Annotated in this window: 12 protein-coding genes; 4 read left to right on the top strand and 8 right to left on the bottom strand. The window is 72.0% G+C overall.

Going from position 1 to position 12,852, the window contains the following annotated elements; genetic code table 11:
- Positions 1–96: 96 nt before the first annotated feature.
- A complete protein-coding gene (locus ACIRP2_RS08210; protein WP_404247766.1) occupies positions 97–1,146 on the bottom strand; it encodes a Zn-dependent alcohol dehydrogenase in 1,050 nt (349 codons plus the stop codon).
- Between the two features lie 43 nt (positions 1,147–1,189).
- On the bottom strand, positions 1,190–2,104 hold the full coding sequence (locus ACIRP2_RS08205; protein WP_404247764.1) for an SDR family oxidoreductase: 915 nt from the start codon (positions 2,102–2,104) through the stop codon (positions 1,190–1,192).
- An 84-nt stretch (positions 2,105–2,188) separates the two neighbouring features.
- On the opposite strand from ACIRP2_RS08205, the gene ACIRP2_RS08200 reads away from it, so the two are divergent.
- Positions 2,189–3,115, top strand: a complete 927-nt coding sequence (locus ACIRP2_RS08200) for a cyclase family protein (protein WP_404247762.1) — start codon at positions 2,189–2,191, stop codon at positions 3,113–3,115.
- A 50-nt stretch (positions 3,116–3,165) separates the two neighbouring features.
- Here the strand turns inward: ACIRP2_RS08200 and ACIRP2_RS08195 are convergent, their stop codons facing one another.
- The 4 genes from ACIRP2_RS08195 to ACIRP2_RS08180 all read right to left on the bottom strand — a co-directional run bounded on the left by ACIRP2_RS08195 (position 3,166) and on the right by ACIRP2_RS08180 (position 7,564).
- A complete protein-coding gene (locus ACIRP2_RS08195; protein WP_404247760.1) occupies positions 3,166–3,723 on the bottom strand; it encodes an ATP-binding protein in 558 nt (185 codons plus the stop codon).
- A gap of 517 nt (positions 3,724–4,240) precedes the next feature.
- Entirely contained in the window at positions 4,241–5,194 is a 954-nt protein-coding gene (locus ACIRP2_RS08190; RefSeq protein ID WP_404247758.1) for an acyl-CoA dehydrogenase family protein, read from the bottom strand.
- 8 nt (positions 5,195–5,202) lie between these two features.
- A complete protein-coding gene (locus ACIRP2_RS08185; RefSeq protein ID WP_404247756.1) occupies positions 5,203–6,357 on the bottom strand; it encodes an acyl-CoA dehydrogenase in 1,155 nt (384 codons plus the stop codon).
- Between the two features lie 7 nt (positions 6,358–6,364).
- The gene (locus ACIRP2_RS08180) at positions 6,365–7,564 is read right to left on the bottom strand and encodes an amidohydrolase family protein (protein ID WP_404247754.1); all 1,200 of its coding nucleotides are present in this window, start codon (positions 7,562–7,564) and stop codon (positions 6,365–6,367) included.
- 191 nt (positions 7,565–7,755) lie between these two features.
- On the opposite strand from ACIRP2_RS08180, the gene ACIRP2_RS08175 reads away from it, so the two are divergent.
- Positions 7,756–9,300, top strand: a complete 1,545-nt coding sequence (locus ACIRP2_RS08175) for a class I adenylate-forming enzyme family protein (RefSeq protein WP_404247752.1) — start codon at positions 7,756–7,758, stop codon at positions 9,298–9,300.
- A 96-nt stretch (positions 9,301–9,396) separates the two neighbouring features.
- Here the strand turns inward: ACIRP2_RS08175 and ACIRP2_RS08170 are convergent, their stop codons facing one another.
- Complete coding sequence (locus tag ACIRP2_RS08170) at positions 9,397–9,918, bottom strand: EF-hand domain-containing protein (protein ID WP_404247750.1); 522 nt, start codon at positions 9,916–9,918, stop codon at positions 9,397–9,399.
- A 206-nt stretch (positions 9,919–10,124) separates the two neighbouring features.
- Positions 10,125–10,499: an STAS domain-containing protein gene (locus tag ACIRP2_RS08165; RefSeq protein ID WP_404247748.1), complete on the bottom strand. Its 375-nt coding sequence runs from the start codon at positions 10,497–10,499 to the stop codon at positions 10,125–10,127.
- A 280-nt stretch (positions 10,500–10,779) separates the two neighbouring features.
- Between ACIRP2_RS08165 and ACIRP2_RS08160 the strand changes: the two genes are divergently transcribed.
- Positions 10,780–11,361 carry an RNA polymerase sigma factor gene (locus ACIRP2_RS08160; protein WP_404247746.1) on the top strand — a complete coding sequence of 194 codons (582 nt, stop codon included), beginning with the start codon at positions 10,780–10,782 and terminating at the stop codon, positions 11,359–11,361.
- Positions 11,358–12,722: a zf-HC2 domain-containing protein gene (locus ACIRP2_RS08155; protein ID WP_404247744.1), complete on the top strand. Its 1,365-nt coding sequence runs from the start codon at positions 11,358–11,360 to the stop codon at positions 12,720–12,722. Before ACIRP2_RS08160 ends, ACIRP2_RS08155 begins: the two co-directional genes overlap by 4 nt.
- Positions 12,723–12,852: the final 130 nt, after the last annotated feature.

The raw sequence follows: 12,852 nt of genomic DNA, 5'->3' as shown, positions 1-12,852 counted from the left end.
CGTGCCGTGGCGCGCCGCGGCTCCGCCCCACGGACCCACCCGGCCGCCCGCACCCCTCGGCACCGGACGCCCGGCGCCGACTGCACGGCACTGCCCCTAGAACACCAGCACGCCCCGCGCCACACGCCCCTGATGCGCGTCCTCCGCCGCCTTGGCGAAGTCCTCCACCGGGTAGGTCTCGGTGACGAGTTCGTCCAGCAGCAGCCTGCCCTCCCGGTACAGGTCCGCGTAGAGGGCGATGTCCCGCTGCGGGCGCGAGGAGCCGTACCGGCAGCCCAGGATGGACTTGTCCAGGAACAACGACGAGACCAGGAACGACGCCTCGGCCGTCGCCGCGGGGACGCCCAGCAGGACCGCCTGACCGTGCCGGTCCAGCAGGTCGACCGCGGTACGGATCAGCTCCGTACGGCCCACGCACTCGAAGACGTGGTCGGCGCCGTGCGGCAGGATCTCCCGCACGGCCTCTGCCGACGTCAAAAAGTGCGTCGCGCCGAACTGCCGCGCCATCGCCTCCTTCGCCGGGTTGGTGTCGACGGCGACGATCGTCAGGGCGCCGGCGATCCGGGCTCCCTGGATGGCGTTGAGTCCGATGCCGCCGGTGCCGATGACCACGACGGTGTCGCCCCGGTCGACCTTCGCCCGGTTCAGTACGGCTCCGACTCCCGTCACCACCCCGCAGCCGATCAGCGCGGCCGAGGTGAGCGGCAGGTCGGTGGGGATCTTCACCGCCTGCACGGCCTTGACCAGGGTCCGCTCGGCGAAGGCCGAGTTGGACGCGAACTGGTACAGCGGCTCTCCGCGCCGCGAGAAGGGCTGCCCCGGCATCCCGATCGCCTTGCGGCACATCGTCGGCCTGCCCCGGTCGCACTGCGCGCACGCCCCGCAACTGGCCAGCGTGGAAAGCGACACATGGTCGCCGGGCACCACGTGGCCGACGCCCGCGCCGACCGCCGCCACCACACCCGCGCCCTCGTGCCCGAGCACCACCGGTGACGGGAAAGGGATCGTCCCGTCGATCACCGACAGGTCGCTGTGGCACAGCCCGGCCGCGGCCACCGCCACCAGCACCTCGCCGGGGCCCGGGTCACGTACCTCCAGATCGTCGACGACCTCGGTCCGCTTGCCGTCGAAGACGACGCCTCTCATCTGGGCTCCCTCGGTAGGCCGAGCGCCCGCTCGGCGATGGTGTTCACGCGTTCGGTCGGGCCTTCGCCGCAGCCGCCGCGGCCATCTCCTCCAGCCGGGCCAGCATCGGCATCGGGTCCGTGCCCACCGTCCCCGGCAGGAAGTCGGCGATCCGTTCCGGTGTCCAGGCTCCGTCCGCGTACCCCGCCCGCAGCTCCCTCGGCTGGGCCCAGACCGCGATCTTCGGACCGGCGATCGTGTACACCTGGCCGGTGATCCCCTCCGTGCGGGCCCGTTCGCTGAGCAGGTAGACGACGAGCGCCGCCACGTCCTCCGGCTCGCCGATCTCCTTGAGCTCCATGGGCACGTTGGCGGACATCCGGGTGCGGGCGACCGGGGCGACGGCGTTCGCCGTGACGCCGTACTTGTGCAGGCCGAGCGCCGCGCTCCGCACCAGCGAGATGATCCCGCCCTTCGCGGCGCTGTAGTTGGCCTGGGCGACGCTGCCCTGGTGGTTGCCGCTGGTGAAGCCGATCAGCGTGCCGCCGCCCTCCTGCTTGCGCATCACCGCCGATGCGGCCCTGAACACGGTGAAGGTGCCCTTGAGGTGGGTGGCGACGACCGGATCCCACTCCTCCTCGGACATGTTGAACAGCATCCGTTCCCGCAGGATGCCGGCCACGCACACGACCCCGTCGATCCGCCCGTACCGCGCGAGCGCCGTGTCCACGATCCGCTGCCCGCCCGCCATCGTGGAGATGTCGTCGGCGACGGCCACCGCCTCACCGCCCGCCGCCTCGATCTCCTTCACGACGGACTCGGCTATCTCGCTGCTGGGCTCGCCGCCCTCGATGGAGACGCCGTAGTCGTTGACGACGACTCTCGCCCCCTCGGCCGCCGCCGCGAGCGCGACCGCCCTCCCGATGCCGCGTCCGGCACCCGTCACGGCCACCACTTTGCCTGCCAAGAAGTTCCCCATGCCCGGCCCCTTCCCGCGGTTTCTGACGGACCGTTAGATTTTATGGGCCATCGGGTTCACGAACACAAGCCCCAGGAGGTACCCATGTCACTGCCGGCCGAGTTCCACGACATCGCCAAGCGGGTCAACAACTGGGGACGCTGGGGCGCCGACGACGAGATCGGCACGCTCAACCTGATCACCGACACCGTCGTGCGGGAGGCCGCCGCCACCGTCCGCACCGGGCGGCGCGTCCCGCTCGCGCTCCCCCTCCAGCAGGACGGCGTCCAGAGCGGGCTGATCCCCGGGAGGATCAATCCGCTGCACACCATGGTCCAGATCAACCAGGAGCTCTTCGGACCCGGCACCGTCGCCACCAGCGACGACACGGCGGTCCTGAGCCTGCAGACGGCCACCCACTGGGACGCCCTCACCCATGCCTCGCACTCGGGGAGGATCTACAACGGCCGCCCGGCCGACACGATCACCGCGCACGGCGGCGCGCGGTTCAGCGGGATCGACAAGGCGCCGCACATCGTCTCGCGCGGCGTGCTGCTCGACGTGGCCCGCGCGCACGGCGTGGACCGGCTGCCCGGAGACCATGCCGTCACGCCCGAGGACCTGGAAGCGGCCGAGGAACTGGCAAAGATCCGGGTCCGGGCCGGCGACATCGTGCTCGTACGGACGGGGCAGGTGCGGGTGTACCTGGCGGGCGACAAGCACGCGTACGGCTATCCGTCGCCCGGTCTCTCGATCCGGACACCCGAGTGGTTCCGTGCGCGCGACGTGGCGGCGGTCGCCAATGACACCCTGACCTTCGAGATCTTCCCGCCCGAGATCGAGGATCTGTGGCTGGGCGTGCACGCGCTGGACCTGGTCGAGATGGGCATGCCGCAGGGCCAGAACTGGAACCTGGAGACGCTGTCCACAGCCTGTGCGGAAGAGAGGCGGTACGCCTTCCTGCTCTCCGCGATGCCGGAACCGTTCGTCGGTGCCACGGGCACCCCGGTCGCCCCGGTCGCCATTCTGTGAAGGGGTACGGACCGGCGCCGGAACACGGCCCGGACCGACTGCTTCAACCTTTATGCACGATGCGTGACGGCACGCGAAGGCTTGTGCGCCTCACGGTCCGTGTCGTCCGTGCCCCGCACACCGTGCGTGACCCCTTGGGCGCCATGAGCCCCCTGGGTGCCGTGGACGCCCGTGCCGCCGGGGTGCACCGGCACCGGCCGGACCGGCGGGACGTCGCGGTCGATCTCGCACCAGATGCGCTTCCCCGCACCCTCCGGCTGCCAGCCCCAGCGGTCGGCGAGTCCGTCGACGAGCTCCAGGCCCCGGCCGCCGGTGTCCTCACCCCGTGCGTGGCGCTGCAGCGGCGGGCGGCAGCTGGTGTCGGCCACCTCGACCCGTACGGTCCCGGTTGCGCCCGCCGAGCCGAACAGCATGCGCAGCACGGCCGGACAGCCGGTGTGCACCACCGCGTTGGTGACCAGCTCCGAGATCAGCAGGATGAGCGTCTCGGCCAGCGGCTCGTCGTCCCTTATCCCGGATCCGAGCAGTCTCGACCGCGCCCACCTGCGGGCCCGCCCGACCTCCGCGGGATCCGGCCCGACCTCCAGCTGAACCTGAAGCACCTGCACCGCTCACACCATCCAGACCGGCGGACACATCGCCTCGCGCCTCCTCAGGGTCACGGAACGTGATTCCCTTGCGAGACAGCATGGTTGACGTACAGTCACCGCAACAAGCGCTTCGGGCATATTCCAGCGCGAAGGAGTACGCGTGGTGCATACTGTGCGACGCACGTTGCGGGGAGTCGAACAGAGGCACAGCGAGGCCGCGGGAGTCGCCTCCCGGGCGGGCCCGGCGCTTCTGCCTGGGAAGCGAGCAGGGCACCTCTTCCGGGCCGGAGTCGCCGCACGGGCAACACCCGGATCGCCCGGTTCCAGAACCTCTCGCATCCCACGGAGCGTACCCGAGCCCGGCGCCGACTCCACCCCGTGACGAATGACGCAAAGGACACAAGCCGACTTCGGCCCCGACCGACTGCACTGCGTAACTCCGCAGCGTGAGGCTCAAACACCGGCCTGTCACATCCGCGCCCCCGGCGGCCACCCGTAGCGGCGCCGCCGAAGCCTGCACGGAACCCGTCCGGCTTCAGCACAGGTCCGCCGCAAGCGCTTCCTCCGCCGCCGCCGCCGCGATCCACTGACCGGACCGCAGCCATGCCCGCTTGAGGTGGAGATGGACGTCCGCCTCCCAGGTGAAGCCCATGCCGCCGTGCACCTGGAGGCAGTCCCGCGCGTTGCGGACCGCCGCCTCGTCGGCGAGCAGTTTGGCACCCGCGATCTCCGCCCGGTCCTCGGTCAGCGCCGCGGCGTAGACGGCGGCGCGGGCCAGTTCGGCGCGGACCAGCATCCCGGCGCACAGATGTTTGACCGCCTGGAAGGACCCGATCGGCGAACCGAACTGTTCGCGTTCACCGGCGTGTTGGACGGCCATCTCCGTCGTGCGCGAGGCACTGCCCAGTTGTTCGGCGGCGGCGAGCAGGGCACCCTCCTCGCGCAGCCGCTCCGCGCCGGGCAGGGGCTCACCCGGCCCGACCGGTCCGGTGACCCGCCACAGCGGTGTGAACGGATCGAGCGACCGCACGGGCCGGGCGGACTCCCGTACCCCCGCGACGTCCCGCGCCGTCCCGCCGGTCAGGACCCGTGCCTCGCCGGGCCCGAGGACCAGCAGTCCGTCCGCGTCCCCCAGGTGCCCCACCGGCTGCCCCGCGTCCAGCACGGTGACCACCGCCCCGCCCTCCGCCGCCCCCTGCACCGCGCCCGCGGCGAGGTGGGTGGCGATCAGTGGTCCCGGCAGCAGCGACCGGCCCACCTCCTCGAAGAGGAGGACCGACTCGGGCAGCCCGAGCCCGACACCGCCCTGTGCCTCCGGCAGCCGCAGCGCGAAGAAGCCGGACTCGCCGAGCTCGCGCCACAGCGCCCGGTCGATACCGGTACCGCCGTCGAGAGCCGCCCGCATCCGGTCCCTGCCGAAACGCCCGGCCAGAAGTTCCCGTATCCCCGCCCCGAGGGCCCGCTGGTCGTCCGAGAGCTGGAAGTCCATGAGTGGCGTCAGCGCCCCTTCGGCAGGCCGAGGATCCGCTCGGCGACGATGTTCCGCTGGATCTGCGAGGTGCCCGCGGCGATGGTGTACGAGAGCGAGGAGAGCCGGTCCAGGACCCACTCCCGGTCCAGGTCCCCGCTGTCCGCGCCGAGCACCTCGGCGGCCGCCTCGTACAGCTCCTGACGGGCGTGCGAGTAGCGCAGCTTGAAGACCGAACCACCGGTGCCGGGGACGCCCCCGGTGCGCTGGGCCTCGCCGACGTTCCACTGGGTGAGCCGCCACAGCGCCCGGAATTCGGCGTTCAGCCTGCCCAGCCTGCGGCGCAGGACCGGGTCGTCCCAGCGCCCGTTCGTCCGCGCCTCGGCCGCCAGGGCGTCCAGCGTGCGGCGGCAGGCGACGACCTCGCCGACGAACGCCGTACCGCGCTCGAAGGAAAGGGTGACCATGGTGACGCGCCAGCCGTCGTTCTCCGCGCCCACACGGTGCGAGACGGGCACCCGCACCTCGTCGAGGAACATCTCGGCGAACTCGGTGGACCCGGCGAGGGTGCGCAGCGGGCGGACGGTGACGCCGGGCGCGTCCATCTCCATCGCGAGCCAGCTGATGCCGCGGTGCCTGGGCGCCGTGGGGTCCGTCCGCACCAGCAGTTCGCACCAGTCGGCGACCTCCGCGTGCGAGGTCCAGATCTTGCTTCCGCTCACCACGTAGTGGTCGCCGTCGCGCACCGCCCGGGTCCGCAGCGAGGCGAGGTCCGAACCCGCGTCGGGCTCGCTGAACCCCTGGCACCAGATCTCGTCCCCGCGCAGCACCGGCGGCAGCCAGCGCGCCCGCTGTCCGGCCGTGCCCTCGGCCGCGATCGTGGGCCCGGCGTGCAGCAGCCCGACGAAGTTGGCGCCGACGTACGGGGCGCCGGCCTTCTCCGTCTCCTCCAGGAAGATCAGGTGCTGGGTCGGGGTGGCGCCCCGCCCGCCCACGTCGACGGGCCAGTGCAGGCCCGCGTAGCCGGCGTCGTGGAGCATCCGCTGCCAGCCGGTGTCGTACGCGCGCCGCCCCGGCCAGTCGTCCGGGTCGGGCTTCGCGGGCAGGGTGGGCAGCACGGACGCCAGCCACTCGCGCAGCCGCGCCCGGAACTCCTCCTCGGCCTCCGTGTACGCGAGATCCATCGCGTGCCTACTTGTCCCGGTCCAGGTCCAGATCGAGCATCCGGATCGCGTTTCCGCGCATCAGTTTGTAGACGGTCTCGTCGTCCAGTCCCTTGACGTGGTCGAGGGCGACCTCCTTCGTGTGCGGGAAGGTCGAGTCGACGTGCGGGTAGTCGGTCTCGAAGGTGGCGTTGTCCCGTCCGACGACGTCGAGCGAGGCGACCCCGTGCTTGTCACGGAAGAAGCAGCAGAACATCTGGCGGTAGTAGTACGAGGACGGCGGCTCGGGAATCAGGTCGCGCACCCCGCCCCAGGCCCGGTGCTCCTCCCAGACGTCGTCGGCGCGCTCCAGGGCGTACGGGATCCAGCCCATCTGGCCCTCGCTGTAGGCGAGCTTGAGCCGGGGAAACCTCACCAGGACGCCGCTGAACAGGAAGTCCATCATCGAGGCCATGGCGTTGTTGAACGAGAGGCTGGCCTGGACGGCGGGCGGGGCGTCGGGGGAGGCGGCGGGCATCTGGGAACTGGACCCGATGTGCATGTTGACGACCGTGCCGGTCTCCTGGCACGCCGCGAAGAACGGGTCCCAGTATCCGGTGTGGATCGACGGCAGGCCGAGGTACGTGGGGATCTCGGAGAAGGTCACCGCACGCACCCCGCGCGCCGCGTTCCGCCTGATCTCCGCCACGGCCAGGTCGATGTCCCAGAGCGGGATGATGCAGAGCGGGATGAGCCGGCCGCCGCTGTCGCCGCACCACTCCTCCACCATCCAGTCGTTGTAGGCGCGCACGCAGGCGAGGGCGACCTCCTTGTCGTGGGCCTCGGCGAACGTCTGGCCGCAGAAGCGCGGGAAGGTGGGGAAGCAGAGGCTCGCCTCGACGTGGTTGAGGTCCATGTCCTTGAGGCGCTCGGCCGGGTCCCAGCAGCCCGGCCGCATCTCGGCCCGGGTGATCCCCTCCAGCGTCATGTCGTCACGGTCGAAGCCCACGGCGGCGATGTTCCGCTTGTACGGGAACTTCAGGTCCTCGTAGATCCACCAGTCGGTGGGCGGCCCGTCCGGATCCATCGTGATGACGTACTTGCCCCCGGTGTACGCCAGCTCGCCGATGCCCGCGGTGAGCGGCTGCGGGCCGCGCTCGCGGTATTTGGCGGGCAGCCAGGTCGAGAAGAGGTGCGGCGGCTCGATCACATGGTCGTCGACGCTGACGATCCGAGGCAGTTCCGTCATGGTGTCCCCTTCGGCGCACGCTTGAGGTCTTCCGGCCGTGGTTCCGACGGGCCGTCTCCGTACGGGCATTTCTGATGGTCCGTCAGATTCATTTCGATCCTCAGGCTAGCTCCGCACCCCTGGACCGACAAGGCGCAGCGCTCTACGCTCTGCGCACGATCTGACTACCCGTCAGCTGTGAGGGGTTCGCCGTGAACGAGACCGCACACGCGCTGAGCGCATCGGGCACCTTCTGGGAGCTCGTGGAACGCCGGGCCGCCCTGACGCCGGACCGCCCGTTCCTGATCCAGGACGACCGCACCCTCACCTTCGGTGAGCTGCGCGCCCGCGGCGAAAGGGTCGCGGCCGGGCTGTGGGGCATGGGCGTCCGCCCCGGCGATGTCGTCGCCTGGCAGCTGCCGACCCGACTGGAGACGGTGCTGCTGTCGTTCGCGCTGACCAGGATCGGGGCCGTGCAGTCGCCCGTCATCCCGTTCTACCGGGACCGCGAGGCGGGGTTCGCGCTGCGCGAGTCGAAGGCCGGCTTCTTCGCGGTACCGGGCACCTGGCGCGGCTTCGACCACACGGCGATGGCGCACCGGCTGACGGCGGGGGCCGAGCACCCGCCGCTGGTCTTCGAGGCGTACGCGTCGCTGCCGGACGGCGACCCGTCCGTGCTGCCTCCCCCGCCCTCCGACGGGACTGCGGTGCGCTGGATCTACTGGACCTCCGGCACCACCTCCGACCCGAGAGGGGTCCTGCACACCGACCGCAGCCTGATCGCGGGCGGATCCTGCCTCGCCCACGCGCTGCGCCTGTCGACGGACGACATCGGCTCGGTGGCCTTCCCGTTCGCCCATGTCGGCGGGCCGGACTACGCGGTGATGCTGCTGCTGTACGGCTTCCCGGCGGTCCTCTTCGAGCACTTCGCGATGCCGGACGCGCTGGAGGGCTACCGGCGCCACGGGGTGACGGTCGCGGGCGGATCCACCGCGTTCTACTCGATGTTCCTGACCGAACAGCGCAGGACCCCGGGCCGGAAGCTGATCCCCACCCTGCGGCTGCTGGCGGGCGGCGGGGCGCCGAAGCCGCCGGAGCTCTACCACGCGGTGGTGCGGGAGATGGGCGTCCAGCTGACCCACGGGTACGGCATGACCGAGGTCCCCATGATCACGATGGGCGCCCCCGACGACACCGCGGAGCACCTCGCCTGCACGGAGGGGCGTCCGCCCGAAGGCATGGAGATACGCATCACCGACGAGGACGGCAAGGCACTGCCGCACGGCACGGAGGGCGAGGTACGGCTCCGCGGGGAGGCCGTCTGCGAGGGCTATCTGAACCCGGGGGCGACGGCGGCGGCCTTCGACGCGGAAGGGTTCCTGATCACCGGTGATGTCGGCCGCGTCGAGCCGAGCGGGCACCTGGTGCTCACCGGGCGGCTCAAGGACGTCATCATCCGCAAGGGCGAGAACATCTCCGCCAAGGAGATAGAGGACCTGCTGCACCTGCACCCGGATGTCGGGGACGTGGCGGTGATCGGGCTGCCGGACCCCGAGCGCGGCGAACGCGTCTGCGCGGTCGTGGAACAGCCCGCGGGCGCCGCGCCCCTGACCCTGCCGGGGATCACCGGCCATCTGCGGGCGGCCGGCCTCTCCGTGCACAAGCTGCCGGAACAGCTGGAGGTGGTGGCGGCGCTGCCGCGCAACGAGGCGCTGCGGAAGGTGCTGAAGTACCGGCTGCGGGAGCGGTTCTCCTGACGGGAGGGGAGGGCGGGGGTGTCGCCCCGCCCTCCCCCACCGGACGGGCCCGGTGCGGCGGGCGCCCCGCGCGGAGTGCTCCGGCGGGGCGCGCTCCTACGCGTCCGGCTCGATCACAGTGAAGTACGTGGCGAACGCCGCCACCACCCCGTCCTCGATGATCCTGCCGTCCTGGTCCGTGTCCAGGCTCCGCGCCGCGAGACCCGCCGTCTCCGGGCTCGCGCCCAGCACCCGCAGGGCCCGCTCCACGCCGGGCACGGAGGCCGCGCCCTCGTCGTCCCGGTCGGCCACGGCGAGCGCCGCGCGCAGGAAGGGGCGGGCGATCTCCGCGAAGCGCTCCGGGTTGTCGCGCAGCCGCTTCACCGCCCCGCCCACGAACTCCTCCCGGGTGACGCGCTGGTCCCCGTCGACGTCGGCGATGCCCGCCATGCCCTGCCAGAGGGCCTCGGCCCCGGTGTAGAGCGCCTGCCCCTTGTCACAGCGGGCCGGCGTACCGAATTCGCTCAGCAGGCGGGCCGCGGCGGCACTGAAATCCGCGCGATCGATGTATCCGTTGCCGTCCTGGTCGAAGGCGGCGAAGCGGAAGGCGATCTTGCGCTCATACTCTGCGCTGTCCATGCGGGGAGCGTACGACGCCGACCGGCGCCACGTGTCACTTACGGCCTCGCCCGCAGTCGTCGGCGGCGTCGCGGTGTCCGATACCTCCGCCTCGGATTCGAGAGCCCCGGACGCCGCCCCTTCGCCCACTGCCGATCGTGGGCGAGGCCGCGCTCCATCTGTGTGACGACCCGGCCTTCGACGCCACCCTCCTCCCGCCCCACGGCTCAGGCCGAGAGCGGCCGGGCCTCGTCGTCGACGGCCGCGTACCGGTCGGGGTAGACCTCGAAGAGGCGGCGTACGCCGAGGGCGGCGAGCACCCGGTTGACGTGGGACCCCTCCTCCGCGCCGCGGGCCGGAAGGATCAGTCGCAGCCGGCCCCCGCAGGAACGCATGAGGCGGCGGGAGGCGATCAGCACCCCGACACCGCTGGAATCGCAGAACAGGACCTCGGACAGGTCGAGCACCACGTCGTGGCGCCCCGCGGCGACCGCCTCATGGACGGACTGCCGCACGGCGGGCGACGTCAGCAGATCCAGTTCGCCGCGTATGCGCAGCACGGTCCAGTCGTCCTGCACGGTCTCGGCCACCTTCAGTGTCACGCGACTGGGCCTCTCGTTCCGGGGATTCCGACGATCCGGAAGTTTCCGTTCCTTCTCGCGGCTGCCCCCGCCGCCCACCCATGAAACACCGGGTCGGCCGACAGGACACAGCCGGGTTCGGGCAGAAATGATCGCTTTCGGGCCCGATCCCTCCGTCGCGGGATGCCGCATTCCTTATCATCCCGGGCCTCCTCAGGGGCGCACTTGCCGCAAAGGGGGGTACCCGATCGGTACCGCCGACTACATTCGGTGTGACGAGGGGAACAGGGCTGGGGGTCGTATGACGAAGAACGCACCACCCCGCTGGGACCGCAAGATGCAGCAACGGCTGGCACGCGGCGAGGCGGCCGCTCTCGGCGAGCTCTACGACCGGTTCGCCTCCCTCGTGCACAGCCAGGCCCACCGGATGCTCGACGACGAGACCGCCGCCGACCTCGTGACCCGCGAGGTCTTCGGTTACGTGTGGGAGAACCCGGACGCCTACGACCCGCAGCAGGGTTCGATGCGGTCCTGGGTGGCCCGGCTCACACACCGCCAGTCCGTGCGTCGGCTGTGCGAGGAGGACGGCGCGCGGGACGGGGAGAACGGGGCCGCGACCCCCGACGACCTGGAGGAGCGCGTGCGCCGGGCCACGGCCGCCGCCCGTGCCGACTACATCGTCGCGTCCATGCCCGCCCCGCTGCGGGCCGCACTGGAGCTCGCGTACGTGCAACGCCGGGACTACCGGCAGACCGCGGCCGACCTCGGGGTCACCGAGGACGAGGCCCGCCGCCGGCTCAGGCTCGGGCTGCAACTGCTCTCCACCGCGCACACCCGCCCGCTGGAGGGGTCGTCGCCACCTGGATACGGACGGCATCTGTGACCGGTGACGACGCGGACGACCGTGAGGGAGAAGGGCGCGACGACGACGTGCGGGGCGCGCCGCGCATACCCGGGCCGCGGGCCGCGGCGGACGACCTCGATCTCGACGCCGTACCCCTGCCGCCGCCCGTGCCCCCGGCCCCGCCCGGGGGACCTCGGCCGGCCCCGCAACCGACGACACCGGAACCGGAATCTGCCGTGGCACCACCGGACCCATCGGACCCGTCCGCCGCACCGGCCCCGATGCTCTCCCATCGCGTCCTCAAGGCCCTCCTCGGCGCCTGGGCCCTGGCCGCCTGCTCGGCAGCGGAGACCGAGGCCGTCGAGGCGCATCTGACCGAGTGCGCGGCCTGCGCGGACGAGGCGCTGCGGCTGCGCGATGCGGTCGGCCTGCTGCAGACCGACCACAGCCTGGATCTCGATCCGGCGCTGCGTTCCCGGGTGATCGAGACCTGTCTGAGCCGCCGCCCGGCCAGGATCCCGGTGCCGGACTGGGCCGCCCCGTACGACGCGGAGACCGCGCGGCTCGACGCGCTGCTGCGTGACATCGGCGCCTCGGAGTGGCACGCCCCGGTGCGGCTGAAGTGGTTCGAGGAGGAGCAGGAGGTCAGACGCAAGACGACGGTCGCGGGCGTCATCGGCCATCTCATGGCCGTCGACGGGCTGGTCGGTACCGCCCTCGGCCTCGACGTACCGCTCGGCGAAGGCGTCATGGGCCGGGGTGACCAGTGGCCGCTCTCCCCCACCGCGCGCACGGAGAAGCACTGGTCCGCCGCCCGGCGGCCGCCCACCCGCACGATCCGCGAACCGTGGCGGGACCAGAGCCACACCCTCATCCGTACGGTGTCCTTCGCCGGCCGCGGCGTCTGCGAGCTCTCCGTCTCGTACGGGGACTTCGCCCTTCCGATGCACGACTCCCTGCTGGACCGGGCCTTCGAGTGCTGGGTGCACGGCGGCGACATCGCGCAAGCGGTGGACTACCCGTACGAAGCGCCGTCCGCCGCCCATCTCAACCGGATGGTCGACCTGGCCGCCCGGCTCCTCCCGGCCGCCCTCGCCGAGCGCCGCAGATCCGGGCTCGCCGGGCCCGCCCGCGATCTGGTGCCGGCCGGCTCGCCGGGCCGTTCGCTGCATCTGGAGGTCGAGGGTTCGGGCGGTGGGGACTGGTACATCCCGCTGGACTCCCCGGCCGCGGTCGGCTCGCCCGCGCACGCGGTGGCGCAGGTCGCGCTGGACGGCATCGAGTTCTGCCAGCTGGTGGCCGGGCACGTGTCGCCGGTGGAGGCGGCGGCCGGCCAGGAGGGGGACCGTGAGGCGATCCGCGACATGCTCTCCGCGGCGGCGTCCCTGAGCCGCCTCTAGGAGATCGTGCTCCGAGCCGTCCGGGAGGGGACCAGGATCCTCCGCCCGGATCGGGCCGGATCCGGCGAGCGGGGCGCGCGAGCCCGGTACGACCCGGACGAGAAGCCCCGAGGGCTCTCCCGTAATCCCC

It is taken from the genome of Streptomyces sp. NPDC101194, assembly GCF_044767885.1.
GTDB lineage: Bacteria > Actinomycetota > Actinomycetes > Streptomycetales > Streptomycetaceae > Streptomyces.
The sequence above is the reverse complement of the archived record's forward strand: the minus strand, read 5'-3'. Positions and strand labels throughout refer to the sequence as shown.

Bases quoted from the DNA above. Each gene is read 5' to 3' on its own strand.
- ACIRP2_RS08210 (WP_404247766.1), bottom strand. From the start codon at position 1,146: ATGAGAGGCGTCGTCTTCGACGGCAAGCGGACCGAGGTCGTCGACGAT.
- ACIRP2_RS08205 (WP_404247764.1), bottom strand. From the start codon at position 2,104: ATGGGGAACTTCTTGGCAGGCAAAGTGGTGGCCGTGACGGGTGCCGGA.
- ACIRP2_RS08200 (WP_404247762.1), top strand. From the start codon at position 2,189: ATGTCACTGCCGGCCGAGTTCCACGACATCGCCAAGCGGGTCAACAAC.
- ACIRP2_RS08190 (WP_404247758.1), bottom strand. From the start codon at position 5,194: ATGGACTTCCAGCTCTCGGACGACCAGCGGGCCCTCGGGGCGGGGATA.
- ACIRP2_RS08185 (WP_404247756.1), bottom strand. From the start codon at position 6,357: ATGGATCTCGCGTACACGGAGGCCGAGGAGGAGTTCCGGGCGCGGCTG.
- ACIRP2_RS08180 (WP_404247754.1), bottom strand. From the start codon at position 7,564: ATGACGGAACTGCCTCGGATCGTCAGCGTCGACGACCATGTGATCGAG.
- ACIRP2_RS08170 (WP_404247750.1), bottom strand. From the start codon at position 9,918: ATGGACAGCGCAGAGTATGAGCGCAAGATCGCCTTCCGCTTCGCCGCC.
- ACIRP2_RS08160 (WP_404247746.1), top strand. From the start codon at position 10,780: ATGACGAAGAACGCACCACCCCGCTGGGACCGCAAGATGCAGCAACGG.